Raw genomic sequence first — 19,751 nt, 5'->3', positions numbered from 1 at the left:
CGCCGCTATGTCCCAGGGTGGACGACGACGTGGCGCAGTCGGGTCAGTCCGGGCACGGGTGTCCGGTTCCGTGGCTTTCCGGAGACCGCGTCGAGCCAGCGGATCTCGTCGGTGCCGCCCAGATAGAGCAGGTTCGCGTCGCGGTCGAGGCCGAGGCCGCGGATCGGCGACGGCGCCGTGAGGCGGGTGGTCGTGCTCCCGTCGAGCACCGTCACGGTCGTACCCGCCCCCACGTACGCCCGGTTGCCGGCCAGCGCGAGGGCGGCCGGCCCCGCGGCGACGGGCACCGGGTCGACCCGCTCGATGGTCAGGCTCTCGGTCCGGGCGTACGCGAGCGACCCGGAGGCCACGTCCACGACGGCGAGCCGGCCGCTCGCCGAGTCGACGGCGACGGAGTGCGACTCCGCCGGCCCCTCCCCGAACGGGTGCGGGAGATCCAGGCAGTACGCCCACCGCTGCTCGAGGTGCAGGACGTGCACGAACGCGTGCACACCGCCGCCGCCCCGGCCGGCGATCAGGTCGCGGGTGTGCAGGTGGCCGGGCTGATGGGTGTAGAGCGTGTAGAGGATCTCGCGGTCGCCGGAGAGCACCGCCTGGCGTCCCTCACCGCGCATCTCCTCCTCCGCGCCGGGCGGCACCGGTGCCTTGGTGCGGGTCAGCAGGGGGTGCAGGACGCCGGTGGTCAGGTCCATCAGTCGTACCCGGTAGCGGTCCGGGTTCTCCGGCGCGAGCCACTGCAGCACGAACAGGCCGGTGTTGTCGCAGGTGAAGGCGTCCGGCTGGACGGTTGCCGGCACGTCGTAGCGGCGCCGGTCGGACCCGCGCGCCACCATGAGCGCGTCCGCCCGACGCAAGGCGCAGGCGGTGCCGTCCGGGGAGACCACCTGGGGGGCCCAGCCGGGTTCGAGCGCCGTGGTGGCCGTGGGGCCGGTGAGGGTGTTCTCGCCGGCCGCGTACACGAAGGCGCCGTCGGGGCTGGTGGCCGCGCGGGTGCCCAGGTCGCGGGCCCGGGAGCCGTCGAGGACCACCAGGCCGCCGGCGGTCTCGGCGATCAGCACGTCCGGCACGGCCATCGTGGCGGTGCGGCGAGGGGAGCGGCAGCCGGCCACACCGGCCGCCGCGCCCGCGAGAATGAGGAAGGTGCGCCGGGTCGTCATGACCTGTGGACACCGCCGCCCGCACCGACGTTCCGCCGATCGGGAACCCGGAGGCCTCCGGCGGTGTCGGCACAGCGGAGGTGTCGAGGCTGGACAGGGTCGGCGAAATCGACGACGCGGCCGCCGCGGTGCGGGCCCGCGAGGGCGATCTGGATGCGTACGAGCTCCTGGTCGTCCGGTACACCGCGCCCGCGCACCGGTTCGCGGTGCTGCTCGGCGCGGGCGAGGACGCCGACGACGTGGTGCAGGAGGCGTTCGTGAAGGCGTACCGGCAGATCTCCCGGTACCGGGGTGACTCCGGCTTCCGGCCCTGGCTGTTCTCGATCGTCGCCAACGAGACCCGCAACCTGCACCGCTCCCGCAAGCGCCGGGACGGGCTCACCCTGCGCGCCGCGGCGTACGAGGAGACCGGGGTGACCGGCCCGGACCCGGCCGAGCTGACCATGGCGGACGAGCGCCGCCGGCAGCTCGTGGAACAGGTCCGCCGGCTCGACTTCCGGGAGCGTGAGGTCCTGGTGTGCCGGTACTTCCTCGACCTCTCCGAGGCGGAGACCGCACAGGCGCTGGACATCCCGAAGGGGACCGTCAAGTCGCGGACGTCGCGGGCCCTGGCCAAGCTGCGCGACCGGCTCGCCGTGGGGGTGCCCGGTGCCTGACGACGACGCCCTGATCGCCGAGCTGCGCGCCCTGGCGGCCGACCTGGAGGTGCCCGAGGCGGCCGACCAGCGCGCGGCGGTCCGCGCCCGGCTCGTCGCGCTCCCGCCGCGCCGGGCGAGGCGCTGGGTCGTCGCGGGGATCGCCGCCCTGGCCGGGACGGTCGTCGCGGTGTCACCGGCCCGTGCCGCGGTGGTCGATGCGGTCGGCGAGGCGCTGCGGGTGGTGGGCATCGAGGTACGGGCCGAACCCGGGCCGCGCCTGCCGTCCGTGCCCAGCCCGCTGCCCTCCCCGGGATCGGTGACGCTGGCCGGGGCCAGGGCGGCCGCCCCGTTCCCGGTGCTCGTTCCGGCGGCTCTGGGCGTACCGGAGAAGGTGGAGCTGGCCGATCCCGGACCCGACGGCGCGCCGCGGGTGGTGACCATGACTTTCCGCGGCGGCGCCGTGCGGTTCGACCAGTTCGACGGCCGGGTGTCGCCGGCGTTCCTGAAGTCGTCGACCGCCGCCGAGTGGAGCGAGGTGGGCGGCGAGTCGGCGATCTGGCTGCCCGGCCCGCACCCGGTGACCTACGTCGACCGGCAGGGCGTGCAGCGTACGGAGACCGGCCGGCTGGCCGCACCCACCCTGATCTGGTCGGCCGGGACGGTGACCTACCGGCTGGAGGGACTGCCGACCCTTGCCGAGGCCACCGCCGTCGCGGCCGAGCTGCGCTGAGCCGGACTCAGCCGGTGTTGCGCATGCCGGCCGCGATGCCGTTCACCGTGGTGAGCAGCGCCCGCTCCAGTGCCGTCGAGTCCGACGGCACCCGGCGCGTGCCCGGTGCGGTGGCGGGCTGGCGGCCGGCGTCGCCCAGGTCGCGATACTGCCGCAGCAGGGCGACCTGGAGGTGGTGCAGCGGCTCCAGATACGTGTCGCGGACCCCCAGCGTGCGCGACAGCTCCGGCTGCGCGGCGAGCAGTCGCTCCCGTCCGGTGACGGCCAGCACCTCGCTCACCGTCTTCTCGTACTCCTGCTCGATGGTGGCGAAGATCGGCTGGAGGCCGGCCGGCACCAGCGTCTCGACGTAGCGCCGGGCGATGGTCAGGTCGGTCTTGGTCAGCATCATCTCCACGTTCGAGACGAAGGTGCGGAAGAACTGCCAGTCGGCATACATCTCCCGCAGGACGTCGGCCCCGCCGGCCTCGCGGACCGCGGCCAGGCCGGTGCCGACCCCGAACCAGCCGGGAACGATCTGGCGGGTCTGGGTCCAGCCGAAGACCCAGGGGATCGCCCGCAGGCCGCCCAGCCCGGCGTCCGCGTTCGGGCGCTTCGCCGGGCGCGAACCGATGTTGAGCGCGCCGAGCAGCTCGGTCGGGGTCGCCGCCCAGAAGTACGCCGGCAGGTCCGGATTCTCCACCAGCGACCGGTACCGCCCGAAGGCCGCTTCCGAGGCGGTGTCCATGGCCGCGTCCCAGCGGGCCAGCGACGACAGGTCCACCGACGGTTCCGTGTGCAGCAGGGTCGCCTGCAGGACCGCGGCCACGGTCAGCTCCAGGTTCTCCCGGGCCAGCGCCGGCAGCGTGTACTTGTCGGAGATGACCTCGCCCTGCTCGGTCACCTTGATGGCGCCGTCGAGGGTGCCGTACGGCTGGGCCAGGATCGCCTCGTGGGTGGGACCGCCGCCCCGGCCGACCGTGCCGCCGCGGCCGTGGAAGAGGCGCAGCCGTACGCCGTGCCGGGCCGCCACGTCGCGCAGCGCGCGCTGTGCCTTGTGGATCGACCACTGGCTGGTGGTGATGCCGGCTTCCTTGTTGCTGTCGGAGTAGCCGAGCATGACCTCCTGCAGGTCGCCCCGGGCCCGCACGATCTCCCTGTACGCCGGGAGGGACAGCATCTCGTCGAGCAGGTCACCGCCCGCGTCGAGCTCCGCCGGGGTCTCCAGCAGCGGCACGATGCCGATCCGCGCGCGCGAGGTGTGGATGTCGATCAGACCGGCCTCGCGGGCCAGGACCGCCGCGGCGAGCACGTCGTCGACGCCGAGGGTCATCGAGATGATGTACGACTCGATCACGTCGGCGCCGAAGCGGTCCTGCGACTCGCGGATGGTGGTGAAGACGTCGAACGTCTTGCGGGCCGAGTCGGTCAGCGGGACGTCTCCCGCCGCCAGCGGTCGCCGCCCGGTCAGCTCGGTGGCGAGCAGCTTGGTGCGCTCCTCGCGGCTCAGCGACCGGTAGTCGTCCACCTCGCCGACCCGCGCGTACATCTGGGCCAGCACCTCGTGGTGCCGCTCCGCGTGCTCGCGGACGTCGAGGGTGGCGAGCTGGAGGCCGAACGCGGACGCGGTCCGGATCGCCGACGCGACCGTGCCGATCGCCGTGAGCTGCCCGGAGTTGCGGGCCAGCGACGCCCGGATGAGCTCCAGATCGGCGATGAGCTCGTCGCTGCCCAGGTAGTCGCGGCCCGGCACGTGGGCGGTGCCGTGCTGCAGCCGCCGGCGGGTGTTGGCCAGCTTCGCCTTCACGCACCGGACCTTGAGACGGTACGGCTCCTCGGCGTTCACCCGCCGGAAGCGCGGCGCCACCTCGGGCAGCGCGTCGAGGTCGGCCGCCAGGCTCGCCGACAGGTCGAGGGAGACCCCGCGCAGCCGTCGCGACACCGAGATCTCGTCGATGAGCGCGTCCATCGCCGCCTCGGTGGCCTGGATGCCGTGCTCGTGCTGGATGATCAGCACCTCGCGGGTGACGGCCGGCGTGACGAACGGGTTGCCGTCGCGGTCGCCGCCGATCCACGTGCCGAAGGTCAGCGGACGGGCCGTCGGGGCGGTCTCGACGCCGAGCTGGCGCAGCGTCTCGGCGAGGTCGTCAAGCACCTGCGGAGCGGCCTCGGCGTAGAGATCCTTCAGGTAGTAGACGGCGTTGCGGGCCTCGTCCGTCGGATCCGGCCGGTCCAGGCGCAGCTCGTCCGTCTGCCACAGCAGGTCGATGAGCTCGGCGAAGCGGCGCGTCGACCCGGTCGTGTCGGTGGCGCCGTAGAGGATCGCGGCCGCGGCCTCGGCGTCCAGCGAGTCGGCGAGCTGGCGCAGCTTCGACAGGATCGAGCGCCGGGCGGCCTCGGTCGGGTGGGCGGTGAAGACGGGGCGTACGGCGAGCCGGCGGGCGGCCGCGGCGATCTCGTCGGAGGGCACACCCTTCTCGGCGATCCGCTTGGCGGCCTGGTCGAGCCAGCCGCCGTCGCGGGCGCGGCGGCGCTGGAGGTCGCGGGCCCGGTGCACCTGCTCGGTGATGTTCGCCAGATGGAAGTAGGTGGAGAACGCCCGGGCCAGCTTGGTGCCGGTCATGACGTCCATCGCGGCGAGGCGCTCGGCCGCCGCCGGTGCGTCCGTGCGGACCAGGGCCCGGACCTCCTCGACGAGGTCGAGCAGCGGCCGGCCCTCCTGCCGGGCCAGGGTCTGGCCGAGGAGCCGGCCGATGCGGCGGATGTCGGCGCGCAGGGCGGCGTCGGGGCCGTCAGGGTCGATCTGGCCGTGCTGATCTGTCACCGGGGCGCTCCTTGGGCATGGCGTGCGGCGGACAGCGCTGTCCCGATATCCGCGATCGTATCGGTGCCCTGCTCCGGCTGTGTGGTTTGAGGTAAGTCTCATACCGCCTTACGTCTTCTTCACGCCATTGCGACCTTCCTGAGCGGCACATGACCCTCTGGGGAGGAAAAGCATGACAAAAGGACTCGGCTGCTGACGGTGGGCGCGCACCCGGCGCGACGCTCCGGCGGAGAACCCCTATCCGCGCGGCTGCTCGGGAGGCAACCCGTTCAACCTCGGCGCGGTCTGGGGCATCCAGGCCGGCTGGAACGCCGAGGTGGGCAGCAACCCGCAGGGCGAGCCCCTCGACCTGACCGACGGCAAGTACACGGCGACCGTCACGCTGAACCCGCGATACCGTGACCAGTTCAAGGTCGCCCCGGACACCGCCACAGACGATCAACATGACCGTACGCACGATCCAGGGCGGCGAGGGCGCCGCACAACTCGCCCAGGCGAAGCTCAAGGCCGCGCGGGCCGGCGAGGACACCTCGCCGCAGGCCGCCCTCGCGGAGCACGGCGAGCACGCCGGCGAGGGCGACCCCAATCTGCAGATCTCGGCGTACAAGCCCGGCTTCCGGCCGGCGGACAGGAAGCTGGCCGTCCGCAGCGGCAAGGAGGCCTTCTGCCTGGCCAACACGGACGCCATCGACTACACGATCCCGAACCACGGCCTGGACTGACACCGCCGCGGCGGTAGCCTCGGAAACGAAGGCGCGGCCGGTCCCAGCGGCCGGCCGCCCCCTCGCTCCGACCACTACCGGGAGCGTGACACCGTGGACCGGTTTCCCGACGAGCTCCGCCGCCTTCGGGCCCGACGCGGTCTCTCGCTGCGCGAACTGGCCGCTGCCGTGCACTACGGCAAGTCCTACCTCCACGAGCTCGAAACCGGTCGGAAGCCACCCAGCCCGGCCGTAGCAAGCCGACTCGACGACGCCTTGCACGCCAACGGCGTGCTCGCCGCCATGCTCGGGCCGCCGGCACCGGCCGACTCGGAGGGCGAGATCGAGGCGCTGGAGCTCGCGCGCCGGGTGACGGCCTCGGATGTCAGTGCCGAGACGCTCGACCGGCTCGAACGCGCGGTCGACGCCATGGCCATGGCGTACGCCACCACCCCTCCGGCGAATCTCGTCCCGCGGGTGCGGCGCCACCTCGAATACGCGTCCCGGCTGGTCGACGCCCGCAAGACCCTTGTCCAGCATCGGCGGCTGCTGGCCGTCGGCGGCTGGCTTTCGCTGCTGCGCGCCACATTGCACATCGATCTGCGACAGGCGGCTGCCGCCGATGCGTACCTGTCCATCGCCGCGGAGTTCGCCGGCCAGGCCGAGCATCGCGAGATCGCCGCCTGGTGTCTCGAGACGAAGGCGTGGGCCGTGCTGACCGCAGGTGACTATCGCCAGGCCCTCGATCTGTCCCGGCAAGCCCAGGGAGTCGCACCTCGGGACGGCTCGGCCTTCGTGCAGGCGACGGCGCAGGAGGGAAGGGCATGGGCGCGACTCGGCAACCGGGCCGCGACCCGGCGGACCCTGGACCGGGTCGAGCGGCTCGCCGACCATCGGCCCTTCCCGGAGCATCCCGAGCATCACTACCAGTACGACCCCGCGAAGGCGCACGCATACACGGCGACGACGCTGGCCTGGGCGGGTGACCCGGCCGCCGAGGCGGTCGCCCGGGAGGTCATCGCCGAGCTCGAACAGGAAGGTGCCCGTCCCCGGCGGGTGGCCTCCGCCCAACTCGACCTCGGCCTGGCGCTGCTCGCCGCCGAGAAGCCGGACGAGGCGGCGGCCGCGGCCACCGCAGCGATCGGCTCCGGCCGCATCGTGCCGTCGAACTGGTGGCGGGCATCGGAGGTCGTCGCCGGAGTGCAGCGCGCGGGCGTTGAGGCGCACGACCTGCGCGAGCAGTACGAGGCATTCCGTCCGAGCGAGCCGGAGTAGGGCGCCTCGCCTGCCCTCCTGTCCACAGGCTTGCGGACAGGAGAGCAGGCTCGGCGGACACCGCCCATCTCCACATCGAGTCCCGGCGCCACGACGATCGGGGTGGAGGCGGCAACCGTCAGCTCGTCGCCTCCCTCACGACGATCACGCGGGAGGCGACGATGTCTTTGCTCAGCCGTTGGCGGAAGGCGTGTGCGCGACGGGCCTTCGAGGCGACGAGACGCGCGCAGCGAGCCGAGGAGGTCGAACGCGCCGCGGCACGGCGGCGTCTGTCCGAGCTGGCCGCGACCGTCCCGGACTGGAACACCGAGACCCGCTACCTACCGACTGCTCCGCTGCTCACGCCAGGCCAGCGCGACTGCGGCCGGAGCCCGCAGCGTCGCACCTACGGTGGAACGCTCAGCCGGAACTGGTGAAGCGGGTGCGCCGCTGACGCGCCAGCAGGAATGCTGCGCCGCCGGCGACGAACAGGCCCAGGCCGGCACCGACCATCGCGGTCGCGTTGCCGCCGGTGAGCGGGAGGCCACCTTCCTCGTCGTCACCCTCACCGGCGTCTACGAGCGCTTCGCCCGAGGGGGTCGAACTCGGTGCGACCGCCGGGCCCTCGCTGGACGGGACGCTCGGCGCGGGCTTGCCGGTGGACGGGACGCTCGGCACAGGTCCGCCGGTGGGCGGGACGTTCGGTGCGGGCCCGCCGGTGGAGGCGGCCGGAGCCGGCGTGCTCGGAGCGGTTGTCGGATCGCCGTTCCGCACCAGCGTGAGCGTCGACAGCTTGTCCGGATCGTTCGGCTCGACCCAGGTGTAGCGCTCGAGGTCGTCGGAATACTTCCCCGTCCATCCCGCTGGAGCAATGGCCCGCACGATGTACCTTCCGAGCGGGAGGTTCGTGAAGTCGGCATTCCCGGCGGCATCGGTCGTCAGTCGCGCCGTGAACTTGCCGGGGCTGTCGGTCTGCTCGGTGATTTCGACGACGACGCCGGCGACAGGGACGTGGGTGTGGTCCTCCTGAGCGCGGACCGTGTAGTTACTGCGAATTCCCGGCACCCGCATGTTGCGGAATGCCCAGTTGTCCCGCGGGTTCTCGTCCCAGTTCTCCGCCTGGAAGACAAAAGCGAAGTAGAGGTGGCCGATCTTGTACCCCTCCTGATTGATGATGCCGTGGTATTTCCGCACCGTCGACTCTCCTGGCGCGAGATCGAACACGCCCGGCCCGTCAGCGAGTGTCGGGGGCGTGTAGTCCAACGGGGGAAACGCCCCCTTTATGTTCCGGACGTTCTTCGCGGTGACGGTGCCGTTGTTGGTGATGGTGACGGAGACGGTGACGGCGTCGCCCACCTTGCCGATGTCGCGGTTGAACGCGACGGTGACCTTGAGGTCGGGCTTGGCCTCCTCTGCCCGAGCCGGCGAACTCAGTGCGACCGATGCCAGTCCAATGGCGACGGTCAGCGCCGCTCCGGTCAACTTGCGAAGAAACATGCAATGCTCCCCGTGATCAACTAACGAACCGCCGAAGCCTAGAGTTCGTCGTCGATTGCCGGGTCGCCGTAAAACGGGTCAATAGGGCTCAGAGGAGGGCGTCCGAGATGGTGATCTTGGTTACCCGGACGCCGCCTTGGTGCTTATCGGATGAGGCCGAGGGCGTACTCGGGCCACCATTGGCCGGCCGGGGGTGCGCCGTTGCCGCAGGCGCCGTCGGATTCGCCGGGTCGCTTCACCCACAGGTAGGCGTCGGCGAGCGGCACCCCGGTGCGAGTGGTCGGCGGGTCGCCGAGGGCTCGGCCCGGTGGGTTGCACCAGTGCTTGTTGCCGGCGCCCTTGCGGGCCGGGCCGTTGCCGTTGCGGCTCGTGTCCACGACGAAGTGCGCGCCGCCGAGGAGGCCGGAGAGGCGGGTGCCGTACGCGACGTTGTCCGCCGTCGTCTCGAAGTTCGCGACGTTCAGGGCGAAGCCCGAGGCCCGGGCGATCCCGGAGCTGCGCAGCGCGGCGAGCATGCGGGACGGGTCGGTGATCCAGGTGGGGTTGCCCGCGTCCAGGTAGACGAGCACGCCCGGGTTCTCCCGGAGCGCGCCGATCGCCTCGGCGAGCAGGGCGTAGCGTTCCTTGGCCGCCCGGTCGTCGAGGCAGCCCTCGACCGCCTGGGCGATCGCGTCCGGCTCCAGCACGATCACCGCCCGGTGCCCGCGCAGGGCTGCCGCGATGGCGCGTACCCAGGTCCGGTAGGCCGTCGCGTCGGCGGCCCCGCCCGCGGACTGGCCGGAGCAGTCCCGGTTCGGGATGTGGTAGAGCGTGAGGACCGGGAGCCGGCCGGCGGTGGTCGCCGCGGTCACCAGTTGCCGGACCCGGTCGGCGTAGCCGGCGCTCTCGTCGGCGAACCAGGTCGCGACCGGCTGGTCGGCGATCTTCCGGATGCGGGCGGCGTCGGCCGTGCGTCCCGCGCTCTCCCAGGCCCGGACCTGTTCCGCGGCCGCGCCCTTCGGGTCGGCGTAGAGCTGCTGACCGGCGAGGCCGCCGTCAGCACCGCTCGCCGCCGGCCCCGGCACGCTCACGGCGGCGGGGCCGGTGACGACTGGCGAGTCCTCGCCCCGCAGCGACAGCACCACGATGGCGGTGATGACGAGGACCAGCGACAGCCCGGCCGCGGCCAGCGGCCACACGCCGCGCGACAACAAGCCGCGCGCCGACAGGCCGCGCGGCCTGGCATGTCGCGACATCAGCGCACCAGCATCCAGCGGCCCACGGACGGCAACCCCCGGTCATCGATGAGGAACAGCATGTACCAGCCGGAGGGTACCAAGCCCTTCGCCTTCGGTACGGAAAGGGCCAGGCCTCCCGCCGCCGACGTGATGTCCAGCGCGACCGAGCGCTGGTCCACGTCGGTGACGTGGGTGACCGCGCTGGGACGCATGAGCCGGGCGGCGCGGATGCGGGCGGCGTCCGGGGTCGCCACGCCGAAGGTGGTGCCGCGCTGCACCGTGTCCGGGTTCCGGCCGATCGTGGGTCGCTCGCCCTTGAACAGGTATGGCGGGGAGTAGATCTCGATCCGCTGCTCGAACGTGCCGGGGTTGCGCCCGCTCGGGTCGTAGAGCGGGTCGGAGCCCATCGTGATGACCCGTCCGTCGCTCAGCAGGAGCGCCTCGGAATGGTAGTTGCGGCCGACGGTGGAGTCCGCCGCCGTCTCGAACCGTCCGGTGGCGGGACGGTAGATCTGCGCGTTGAAGAGGTCGCTGCGGGTCTGGTCGCCGTACCGGCCGCCGCGGTAGCCGGACGAGCCGCCCGTGGTGAAGACGGTGTCGTCGGGCAGTACCACCGTGCTCAGGTAGCGTGCCGGCTTCGGCAGGTCCGGACCGGGGGCGTAGGCCGGGTTCGCCGTGTCGAGGTCCGCGATGGCGGTCCGTGCCGTCGACACCGCCGACTCGCCGACCTCGCCGCCGCCGAAGATCATCACCCGCTGGTCCTGGGCGGGCGGCAGCAGCACCGACGAGCTGGTCTCCGTCATGCGCGCGTCCTTGAGCCCCGGCACCACCCGGAAGGTGTTGTTCTTCAGGTTCCACAGGCCGGGGGTCCGCCCCTCGGTGTCCGAGCCGTAGCCCGCGTTGGAGCCGGAGAAGAACAGCTTGCCGTCCGCCATGAGGTGCAGCGACGGGTACGTCGGGAAGACCCGCTTGAGCTCCGGCGCGTCCACCCAGCGCCGCTGGTCCTTGACGTAGCGCTCGTTGTCGCCGGGCAGGATCCGGCCGAACTGGTCCAGGCCGGAGACCGCGAGCACGTCGCCGTTGGGCATCTCCGCCAGCGTCGGATACCAGCGACTCTTCACCATGTCGCCGGTGCGCACGTAGCGTTCGGTGCGCGGGTCGAACTCGTACGACGTCTTGTCGCCGCCGTACTCCTGCTTCTCCCGGGTGATCTTGTCGGAGAGGCCGTACACGTTCCGCTGGTCCTCGCCGGTGAGTCCGGCGACCGTGTACTGCGCCGGGTGGTCCACGACAGCGCCGTCGCCCGGCTGCACGGCGTCCACCCACACCTCGGCCTCTCCGGCGTGGGTCATGACCTTGTCGCCGTGCTTCATCGCCGTCGCGGCCGGCACGCTCAGGTCGTCCCGGGTGCGGTAGGCGGTGCCGTTCTTCGCGAGCAGAAGCGTGCCCTTCGGGAAGGTACGCGCCCCGCCGGTCGGCGACTCATTCTTGATCTTCATGACCCCGGCGGCGTGGGTGATGTCCTTCTCCAGCACCTCGTACGACTTCGTGCCGCCGGCCACCAGCAGGTTGCCGTTGGGCAGGAAGGTGTGCCCGGCGCAGAACACGTCGGTGGGCGTGGGCACCTCGGAGAAGGAGTCCTTCGCGGGGTCGTACAGCACCGTGCGGAAGGTACCGGCCTCGAAGTTGTCCCGGTTGTTGCCGCTGCCCGCGATGATGAGCACCTTGCCGGTGTTCAGCAGCGCGGCGTGGATCGCGTTGACCCGGAAGTTCTGCGGCACGTTCAGGCGCGACCAGTGGCCGTACTTCTCCTTGTAGGACTGCCGGTTGATGGTGAAGTCGTGGTAGGCGTCGGCGCCGAAGGCGACCATCGGCCGGTTCACGAACACGAGCACGCTCAGGACCACCAGGGCGATGCCGGCGCTCAGCAGGCGGCGGGCCGTCGTGGGGCGGGGGCGGGGCTTCATGCGTACGACTCCACGGGTGCTTCGATCTCACTGTTCGATACGGGTACGGGTACGGATGCGGATGCGGATGCGGATACGGGTACGGGTACGGGTACTGATGCCGATACGGGTGCGGGTGCGGGCGGCGGTGCCGACCGGAGCGCGGCCCGGCGGCGCTGCCATTCCTGAGCGGCCCAGATGGCCGGCGGGGTGAGGCAGATGACCAGGTTGAGGCTCGGCCACACCCACATCGCGCCGTTGACGTGGCCGCCGATCGGCGCGGCGACGAGCAGTGCGACGTAGAACGCGGCCCAGCGCAGGCTCTGCCGGAAGGTCAGCAGCCGGTCGGGGCTGGCCGAGTCGCCCTTGGGCGTCACCACGAATCCGGTGCGCCGGCGCAGGATCGCGCCGACGAACGACGAGACGTAGATCGGCGTGGACAATGTGGACACCAGCATGCCCGCCAGCCCGGACGAGCCGGCCTCCTCGTGCGGGCTGACGTTGTGGCGCCGGTTCCAGATGTAGAGGCCGATCTGGAAGATGGCCGCGTCGACGTAGAGCATCAGCCACACCTCCTGCGGCACCAGGACGCCCTTGGCGCCGAGCACCATGTAGCAGGCGGCGTTGACGGCGCCGAGGATCCAGGCGAGCGCGGTGAGCGGGTAGTACGACATCAGCAGCATGTAGTGCAGACCCCGGCGGAAGCCGAGCTTCCAGGCGAGCTTCGCGAAGGAGGTCACGGCGACCTCGTCCGTGCCGCGCGACCAGCGGTCCTGCTGGCTGAAGTAGTCGGTCCACGAGGAGGGACCCTCGCCGACCGCGAGCACGTCCGGCGTGTAGACCGAGCGCCACCGCCGGCCGGACTCCGGGTTCTTGTTGCTGTGCATCACCAGGCTCGTGGCCATGTCCTCGGTGATCGAGTCCTGGAGGCCGCCGATGCTGCGCAGGGCCGCGATGCGCACGGCGTTGTTGGTGCCGACCAGCATCGAGATGCCGAGCCGGTTGCCGGCGCGCTGGAGCAGCGAGTGGAAGAGATACTGCTGCGACTCCGCCCAGCGGGTGACCACATTGTCGTAGTTGCCGTAGATCTGTGGGCCGACCACGAAGGCGACGTCCGGGTCGCGGAAGTAGCCGAGCAGTCGCTCACAGAAGTTGGGCAGTGGCACGTGGTCCGGGTCGACCGAGACGAAGACGTCGTACCCGTCGCCCTGCGCGTCGACCCAGGCGTTGTAGTTGCCGTGCTTGGTCTTCGCCTTGAAGGCGCCCGCCGGGGTGTTGTACTCCGGCTTTCCCTTGCGCGAGAAGTGCTTCACGCCGATCCGGGCGCACATCCGCCGGACGTCGTCGTCGTCGCCCTCGTCGAGCAGCCAGACGTCGAAGGGGCCCGAGTGCCGGATGGCGCGGGCGGCGCGCAAGGTGCGCTCCACCATGGCGATCGGTTCCTTGCCGGGCACGATCGTGGTGAGGAAAGCGACGCGCAGGCGGGCGTCCGGGACCATCGGCACGGGGTCGCGGGCCCAGAGTGTGGCCAGGCACAGGGTGACGACGTTGACGAGGCGGAACAGCTCGATGAGCGCGGTCGCCGCGATCATGAAGAGGGTGGCCGCGTAGAGCCACATGTGCAGCCCGCGGTCGGGGAGGTCGATCGAGGTGATCAGCCAGGCGAAGAACGTGCCCTCGAACGCGAACGCGAACAGGGTGATGAGCAGCGTGGTGAACGGGCGGCGCCGGGCGAGCGGCCGCATCCGCACCTGCTGAGGCTCGTCGTCAACGCTCTCCGCGGGGCCGGCCAGCACGCTGTATCCGGCGTACTCGTAGCGGCCCGGCAGGGCGACGGTCGGTGCGTTGAGGGCTCGCGCGAGAGCCGGGTCCGCCGGAGGTCGCGGCTCGCTCATTTACGTCCCCTCGCACCGAGTCGGGAAATGACAGTGTGTGATGCGGCGCGCGCACCCGGGATGCTGTTCGCCTTCATTACGCTCAGTAGCCTTACGGAGGTCCATCATGGATTTGAGCAGCGCCGACGCCACCCACACTGGTGACAGACGGTTGCACGTTCACACGGATAGCGCGCCATGCCGGATGGGTATCGTGATCACACTCACGAGCGTTGGGGCATGATGTCTACGGAGCGCAATCACTCCGATCGACATGCGCCATCCGTCGATGTCCGGATCGCGGCAATAGTCCTCAGGCCGACATGGGTGTGGCGGAGCGCAGGCGCGGCGGTTGTTCGGCTGCCGGCGTGGAGTTGCGGGTCCGGCCGAGCTGCCGCGGGCGGGCCGCGTTCTGCGGTGCCGGGGCGGTGAGCAGGAGCCGCTCGGGCGTCGCCACCCTCGCCTTGCCGACGAACGCGCGCCGGGCGGCCGCGAATCCCGACCGGTCGCCGAATATGTCGCTGCTCATCTCCGCGAGCTCGCGGGACTCGTACACGTCCAGCGGCACCCGCTCGCCGGCGAGCCGCTTGGCCTTGGCCGCACGGCGCCGGCCGGCCGTCCGCGGGTCGGCGTGCCGCAGGGCGAGCGCGGTCAGCCACTCGGCGTACGCCTCGGGGTGGCGCGGGCCCACCTCGTCGACGAGCCCCAGCGACGCGGCTTCCTGCGTGCTGACCGGCAGCTTCGCGTCGATGAGCCGCTGGGCCGTCTCCGCGCCGACGCGCCGCGGCAGCGTGTAGGTGTGCAGCTCGGAGCCGTACAGACCCATGTCGTAGTACGGGTTCAGCACCACGCCGTCGCGGGCGGCCACGACGTCGGCGCCCAGGCCCAGGATGGCGCCGCCGGCTCCGGCGCTGCCCGCGTACGCCGCCACCACGACCTGCCGGGTGCAGCGGATCAGGGCGGTGCACACCGCGTTGATCGCCTTGATGTTCGCCCACGCCGAGGCGGCGGGGTCGGCGGCGGCCTCCACGACGTTGAGGTGGATTCCGTGGCTGAAGGCGTCGGTTCCTCCGCGCAGCACCAGGACCCGGGTGTCCTGCTGGGCGGCATGCTGGAACGCCGCGAGCAACCGGCGGCAGTGCCCGGCGGACATCGCGCCGTTGTAGAAGTCGAAGGCCAGCCAGCCGATCGACCCGGTGCGCCGGTACCGGATCTGTCGGTACGAGGGCGCCTCCGGCTCGATGCCGGCCGGCAGGGGCGACTGCGGCACGGTGCGCAGCCGCCGGCCGAGCAGTGTGGTGGCGGGAAGCTTGAAGCATCCGGGGCGGGACGCGTCGCGCAGGTGTCCTAGCCAGACACTGCCGTCGCCAGTGCCGACGAGCACCGCCCCCTGCCGGCGGGCGACGAGCGTGCCCGGGCGCACGCCGCGGGCCAGACCCGTGTGCGCGTCGTAGGCGAAGACGTCCAGCCCCGCGAGTTCCGTACGCACGCCGGGAGCGCCGTCCGCCGCCCGGATCCGCCGGATGATGTGCTCGGTCGGCGCCGACCAGTCGAAGGCCCGGTCCGCCTGGGTCATCGCGGGCCGCGGCCGGGCGCCCTGCACCTCGACCGTCATCTCGGTGGCGGCGGTGGGCCGGAACGCCGGGTCGGCGGCCTTGGCGATGACCTCGAAGGCGCATTCCAGGGAGGCGTCGGCGACCGGGCCGTTGTAGAGGGAGGACTTGCGAGGAGCCGCCGGCATGGGGAAGGTCCGGGTGGCCCAGATCGGGCCGGCGTCCATCTCCTCGACGGCCTGCAGCGCGGTGACCCCCCACGCGGACGCACCCTCGGTGATGGCCCAGTCGAGCGAGGACGGACCCCGGTCACCGACCGGACCGGGGTGCAGGATCACCGTCCGCCAGTGCTGCCAGACCTCGGCCGGGACGCGGTCTTTCAGGTACGGGCACAGGATCAGCTCGGGCTGCGCGGCGCGTACTCCGTCGATCATGTCCTGGGGGCTGGTCGAGAGCAGCACTCCGACGTCGTGGCCGGCCTCCCGCAGCGCGCACCACACCCGCTGACTCAGGCCGTTGAACGCGGTCACGAGCAGAAGAACCCGCACATTGCCTCCCCAGACAATTCCCCACAACAAACGGGCAGTCTCGGGCACCCGTTTGGCGCTATGTCGGACATGTTGTCCGATAGTGGTCCGTCGCTCCGGGGGTGCCGGTCGGCGGACTAAGCTTGGCGCATACCCCCCGTCCAACTGGCGTCGGGGTTTTTCGATGTGCCTTCGAGAGAGTCTTTTTGATGCAACTCAGTGGCCTCCTCCCGGCCGCCCTGCGTGACCGCGGGCTGGCGCGGGCCCGCGACCTGGCCCGCAAGGGCGGAGTCGACTCGGACGCGCTCGACCTGACCGCGCCGGCCGCGCTGCGGCCGTTCGTCGTCGCCGCGGTCGCCGGGCCGGCCGCGATCGGCGGCGCCGCGCGGCCCGTCCTCGCCGTGACCGCGACCAGCCGCGAGGCCGACGACCTCGCCGCCGCACTCGGCTGCCTGATCTCGCCGGACGGCGTCGCCGTCTATCCCTCATGGGAGACGCTGCCGCACGAGCGTCTCTCGCCGCGCTCGGACACCGTCGGGCGCCGGCTCGCCGTCCTGCGCCGGCTCGCGCATCCCGCCGAGGCCGGTGCGGAGCCGTTGCAGGTGGTCGTCGCGCCCGTACGCTCCCTGCTGCAGCCGCAGCTCAAGGGCCTCGGCGACCTCGAGCCGGTCGAGCTGCGACCCGGGGGAGAGGCCGCGCTCGAGGACGTCGCGCGCCGGCTGTCCGACATGGCGTACGCCCGCGTCGACCTGGTGACCAAGCGGGGCGAGTTCGCCGTACGCGGCGGCATCCTGGACGTCTTCCCGCCCACCGACGAGCACCCGTCGCGCGTCGAGTTCTGGGGCGACGAGGTGGAGGAGATCCGTACCTTCGCCGTCGCCGACCAGCGCACCATCGAAGCGGCCGAGCGGCTGTGGGCGCCGCCGTGTCGCGAGCTGCTGCTCACCCCGGCGGTGCGGGCCCGCGCCGCCGAGCTGGCCCAGCAGCACCCCGAGCTGGGAGAGATCCTCGACAAGCTGGCCGAGGGCATCCCGGTCGAGGGCATGGAGTCGCTGGCCCCGGCGCTGCTGCAGGGCACCGACAGCATGGAGCTGCTGATCGACTGCATGCCGGCGGGCACCCACGTCCTGCTCTGCGACCCGGAGCGGATCCGTACCCGGGCCCACGACCTGACCCGCACCTCCGACGAGTTCCTCGAGGCGAGCTGGGCCGCTGCCGCCGTGGGTGGGCAGGCGCCGATCGACGTCGGCGCCGCCGCCTTCCGCACCCTCGCGGACGTCCGCGCGCACGCCGCGACGCTGCACCAGCCCTGGTGGACGGTCTCGCCGTTCGGGCTGGCCGAGGCCGACGAGCGACCCGCCACCGACATGCCCTGGCTGGAGACCCCGGAGGTGGAGGTCAGCCCCGACACCGGGGACGCCGTCGCGCTGAAGGCGCAGCCGGTGCCGCTCTACCACGGTGACACCGCCCGCCTCGCCGCCGACCTGCAGCAGTGGGCGGGCGCCGGCTGGGCGATCGCGCTGGTGTTCGAGGGCCACGGCACCGCGCAGCGCGCCACCGAGCTCCTGCGCGACGCGGGACTCGGCGTCACCCCGGTCGAGTCCATCTCCGAGTCCGTGGAGCCGGGCCAGCTCCTGGTCACCTGCGGCGGGCTCAACCACGGCTTCGTCGACGACGGCTCCCGGCTCGCCGTCATCACCGGCAACGACATCAGCGGCGGCCGCGGCGCGTCCACCAAGGACATGCGCAAGATGCCGAGTCGACGGCGCAACACGATCGACCCGCTCGAGCTCAAGACCGGCGACTTCGTCGTGCACGAGCAGCACGGCATCGGCCGCTACGTCGAGCTCGTGCAGCGCACCGTGAACGGCGCCGACCGCGAGTACCTCGTCATCGAGTACGCACCCAGCAAGCGCGGCCAGCCCGGCGACCGGCTCTTCGTCCCCACCGACCAGCTCGACCAGCTCTCCCGCTACGTGGGCGGGGAGTCGCCCTCGCTGCACAAGATGGGCGGCGCCGACTGGCAGAAGAGCAAGGCGCGCGCCCGCAAGGCGGTCCGCGAGATCGCCGCCCAGCTCATCCAGTTGTACGCGGCGCGGCAGGCTTCCAAGGGACACGCCTTCGGGCCGGACACGCCGTGGCAGCGGGAGCTCGAGGACGCGTTCCCGTACACGGAGACCCCGGACCAGCTCGCCGCGATCAGCGAGGTCAAGCACGACATGGAGTTGGCCGTACCGATGGACCGCCTGATCTGCGGCGACGTCGGTTACGGCAAGACCGAGATCGCCGTACGGGCGGCCTTCAAGGCGGTGCAGGACGGCAAGCAGGTGGCGATCCTCGTGCCCACCACGCTGCTGGCTCAGCAGCACTACAACACGTTCGCCGAACGGATGAGCCAGTTCCCGGTGAGCATCAGGCAGCTCTCCCGCTTCCAGACGCCCAAGGAGGCGTCGCTGGTGCTCGAGGACGCCGCGGCGGGCACCGCCGACATCGTCATCGGCACGCACCGCCTGCTGGCCAACTCGACCCGGTTCAAGAACCTCGGCCTGATCATCGTGGACGAGGAACAGCGCTTCGGCGTCGAGCACAAGGAGCAGCTCAAGGCCCTGCGCGCGGCGGTGGACGTGCTCACCATGTCCGCCACGCCGATCCCGCGCACCCTGGAGATGGCGATCACCGGCATCCGGGAGATGTCGACCATCGCCACCCCGCCGGAGGAGCGCCACCCGGTGCTGACGTTCGTGGGCGCGCACGACGACAAGCAGGTCGCCGCCGCCGTCCACCGCGAGCTGCTCCGCGACGGACAGGTCTTCTACCTGCACAACCGGGTCGAGTCGATCGACCGGGCGGCCCGCAAGCTGCGCGAACTGGTGCCCGAGGCGCGGGTCGCGGTCGCGCACGGGCAGATGAGCGAGGAGCAGCTCGAGAAGGTGATGGTCGGCTTCTGGGAGAAGGAGTTCGACGTCCTGGTCTGCACGACCATCGTCGAGTCCGGCATCGACATCCCGAACGCCAACACCCTCATCGTCGAGCGCGCCGACCTGCTCGGCCTGGCCCAGCTCCACCAGATCCGCGGCCGGGTCGGCCGTGGACGCGAGCGCGCGTACGCGTACTTCCTCTACCCGCGGGAGAAGCCGCTGACCGAGCAGGCCCACGAGCGGCTCGCCACCATCGCCCAGCACACCGAGCTCGGCGCCGGCATGTACGTCGCCATGAAGGACCTCGAGATCCGCGGCGCCGGCAACCTGCTCGGCGGCGAGCAGTCCGGTCACATCGAGGGCGTCGGCTTCGACCTGTACGTCCGCATGGTCGGCGAGGCCGTGCAGGCGTTCAAGGGCGAGCGGCCCGAGGAGGAGCCGGAGGTCAAGGTCGACCTGCCGATCGACGCGCACCTGCCGACCGAGTACATCGCGGTGGAGCGGCTGCGCCTCGAGATGTACCGCAAGCTCGCCGAGGCCCGCGACAACGCCCGCCTCGACGAGGTGGTCGCCGAGATGACCGACCGCTACGGCGACCCGACGGAGCAGGTCGCCAACCTCATCGCGGTCGCCCGGTTCCGGCTGATCGCGCGGGCGTACGGGCTCACCGACGTCTCGGTCCAGGGCAAGCACCTGCGCTTCTCGCCGCTGCCCCTGCCCGACTCCAAGCAGATGCGGCTCAAGCGCTACCACCCCGACTCGGTGTACAAGCAGGCCAACGACCAGGTCAGCGTGCCGCGGCCGAGCACCCGCCGGATCGGCGGCGAGCCGCTGCGCGACCAGGCACTGCTGCAGTGGTGCACGCAGTTGCTCAAGGACGTATTGGGTGACATCCCGGCCCCGGTGTCGGGCGTCACATCCGGAGCGTGAGAGAGT

13 protein-coding genes are annotated in these 19,751 nt (G+C 71.8%); 6 read left to right on the top strand and 7 right to left on the bottom strand.

Annotation, left to right across the window (positions count from 1 at the left end; all coding sequences use genetic code 11):
- Positions 1-5: 5 nt before the first annotated feature.
- Positions 6-1,157 (bottom strand): hypothetical protein, encoded by a 1,152-nt coding sequence (locus EDD30_RS14420; RefSeq protein WP_071805846.1) that lies wholly within the window; start codon positions 1,155-1,157, stop codon positions 6-8.
- Positions 1,158-1,162: 5 nt separating this feature from the next.
- On the opposite strand from EDD30_RS14420, the gene EDD30_RS14415 reads away from it, so the two are divergent.
- Positions 1,163-1,813 (top strand): RNA polymerase sigma factor, encoded by a 651-nt coding sequence (locus EDD30_RS14415; protein ID WP_342353731.1) that lies wholly within the window; start codon positions 1,163-1,165, stop codon positions 1,811-1,813.
- Complete coding sequence (locus EDD30_RS14410) at positions 1,806-2,525, top strand: hypothetical protein (RefSeq protein WP_071805845.1); 720 nt, start codon at positions 1,806-1,808, stop codon at positions 2,523-2,525. Before EDD30_RS14415 ends, EDD30_RS14410 begins: the two co-directional genes overlap by 8 nt.
- A 7-nt stretch (positions 2,526-2,532) precedes the next feature.
- On the opposite strand, the gene ppc is transcribed toward EDD30_RS14410, so the two are convergent.
- Positions 2,533-5,328: a phosphoenolpyruvate carboxylase gene (gene ppc, locus EDD30_RS14405; RefSeq protein WP_071805844.1), complete on the bottom strand. Its 2,796-nt coding sequence runs from the start codon at positions 5,326-5,328 to the stop codon at positions 2,533-2,535.
- Positions 5,329-5,771: 443 nt separating this feature from the next.
- Between ppc and EDD30_RS14395 the strand changes: the two genes are divergently transcribed.
- The 3 genes from EDD30_RS14395 to EDD30_RS38265 all read left to right on the top strand — a co-directional run bounded on the left by EDD30_RS14395 (position 5,772) and on the right by EDD30_RS38265 (position 7,720).
- A complete protein-coding gene (locus tag EDD30_RS14395; RefSeq protein WP_071805842.1) occupies positions 5,772-6,050 on the top strand; it encodes a hypothetical protein in 279 nt (92 codons plus the stop codon).
- Positions 6,051-6,143: 93 nt separating this feature from the next.
- On the top strand, positions 6,144-7,304 hold the full coding sequence (locus EDD30_RS14390; RefSeq protein WP_071805841.1) for an NsdA family TPR-like regulatory protein: 1,161 nt from the start codon (positions 6,144-6,146) through the stop codon (positions 7,302-7,304).
- Between the two features lie 161 nt (positions 7,305-7,465).
- Entirely contained in the window at positions 7,466-7,720 is a 255-nt protein-coding gene (locus tag EDD30_RS38265) for a hypothetical protein (protein WP_148088134.1), read from the top strand.
- Here EDD30_RS38265 and EDD30_RS14385 read toward each other — a convergent pair.
- The 5 genes from EDD30_RS14385 to EDD30_RS14365 all read right to left on the bottom strand — a co-directional run bounded on the left by EDD30_RS14385 (position 7,704) and on the right by EDD30_RS14365 (position 15,918).
- Positions 7,704-8,780, bottom strand: a complete 1,077-nt coding sequence (locus EDD30_RS14385) for an SdrD B-like domain-containing protein (protein WP_071805840.1) — start codon at positions 8,778-8,780, stop codon at positions 7,704-7,706. The two genes, EDD30_RS38265 and EDD30_RS14385, sit on opposite strands and share 17 nt — an antisense overlap.
- Before the next feature lie 143 nt (positions 8,781-8,923).
- Positions 8,924-10,015: a glycoside hydrolase family 6 protein gene (locus tag EDD30_RS14380; RefSeq protein WP_084556423.1), complete on the bottom strand. Its 1,092-nt coding sequence runs from the start codon at positions 10,013-10,015 to the stop codon at positions 8,924-8,926.
- On the bottom strand, positions 10,015-11,964 hold the full coding sequence (glxA, locus tag EDD30_RS14375) for a radical copper oxidase GlxA (RefSeq protein WP_071805839.1): 1,950 nt from the start codon (positions 11,962-11,964) through the stop codon (positions 10,015-10,017). Before glxA ends, EDD30_RS14380 begins: the two co-directional genes overlap by 1 nt.
- The gene (locus EDD30_RS14370; protein ID WP_123678285.1) at positions 11,961-13,838 is read right to left on the bottom strand and encodes a glycosyltransferase family 2 protein; all 1,878 of its coding nucleotides are present in this window, start codon (positions 13,836-13,838) and stop codon (positions 11,961-11,963) included. Before EDD30_RS14370 ends, glxA begins: the two co-directional genes overlap by 4 nt.
- A 292-nt stretch (positions 13,839-14,130) precedes the next feature.
- A complete protein-coding gene (locus tag EDD30_RS14365; RefSeq protein ID WP_071805838.1) occupies positions 14,131-15,918 on the bottom strand; it encodes a hydrogenase maturation protein in 1,788 nt (595 codons plus the stop codon).
- A 188-nt stretch (positions 15,919-16,106) separates the two neighbouring features.
- On the opposite strand from EDD30_RS14365, the gene mfd reads away from it, so the two are divergent.
- The gene (mfd, locus tag EDD30_RS14360; RefSeq protein ID WP_123678284.1) at positions 16,107-19,745 is read left to right on the top strand and encodes a transcription-repair coupling factor; all 3,639 of its coding nucleotides are present in this window, start codon (positions 16,107-16,109) and stop codon (positions 19,743-19,745) included.
- Positions 19,746-19,751 lie beyond the last annotated feature (6 nt).

This window comes from Couchioplanes caeruleus, from assembly GCF_003751945.1.
Taxonomy (GTDB): Bacteria; Actinomycetota; Actinomycetes; order Mycobacteriales; family Micromonosporaceae; genus Actinoplanes; species Actinoplanes caeruleus.
Note: the sequence above shows the minus strand (reverse complement) of the source record. Positions and strands in the feature narration are given on the sequence as shown.

What these genes read in the sequence shown, in the direction of transcription:
- EDD30_RS14420 (WP_071805846.1), bottom strand. Translation starts at nt 1,157, where the DNA reads ATGACGACCCGGCGCACCTTCCTCATTCTCGCGGGCGCGGCGGCCGGT.
- EDD30_RS14395 (WP_071805842.1), top strand. Translation starts at nt 5,772, where the DNA reads ATGACCGTACGCACGATCCAGGGCGGCGAGGGCGCCGCACAACTCGCC.
- EDD30_RS38265 (WP_148088134.1), top strand. Translation starts at nt 7,466, where the DNA reads ATGTCTTTGCTCAGCCGTTGGCGGAAGGCGTGTGCGCGACGGGCCTTC.
- EDD30_RS14385 (WP_071805840.1), bottom strand. Translation starts at nt 8,780, where the DNA reads ATGTTTCTTCGCAAGTTGACCGGAGCGGCGCTGACCGTCGCCATTGGA.
- EDD30_RS14380 (WP_084556423.1), bottom strand. Translation starts at nt 10,015, where the DNA reads ATGTCGCGACATGCCAGGCCGCGCGGCCTGTCGGCGCGCGGCTTGTTG.
- glxA (WP_071805839.1), bottom strand. Translation starts at nt 11,964, where the DNA reads ATGAAGCCCCGCCCCCGCCCCACGACGGCCCGCCGCCTGCTGAGCGCC.
- EDD30_RS14370 (WP_123678285.1), bottom strand. Translation starts at nt 13,838, where the DNA reads ATGAGCGAGCCGCGACCTCCGGCGGACCCGGCTCTCGCGCGAGCCCTC.
- mfd (WP_123678284.1), top strand. Translation starts at nt 16,107, where the DNA reads ATGCAACTCAGTGGCCTCCTCCCGGCCGCCCTGCGTGACCGCGGGCTG.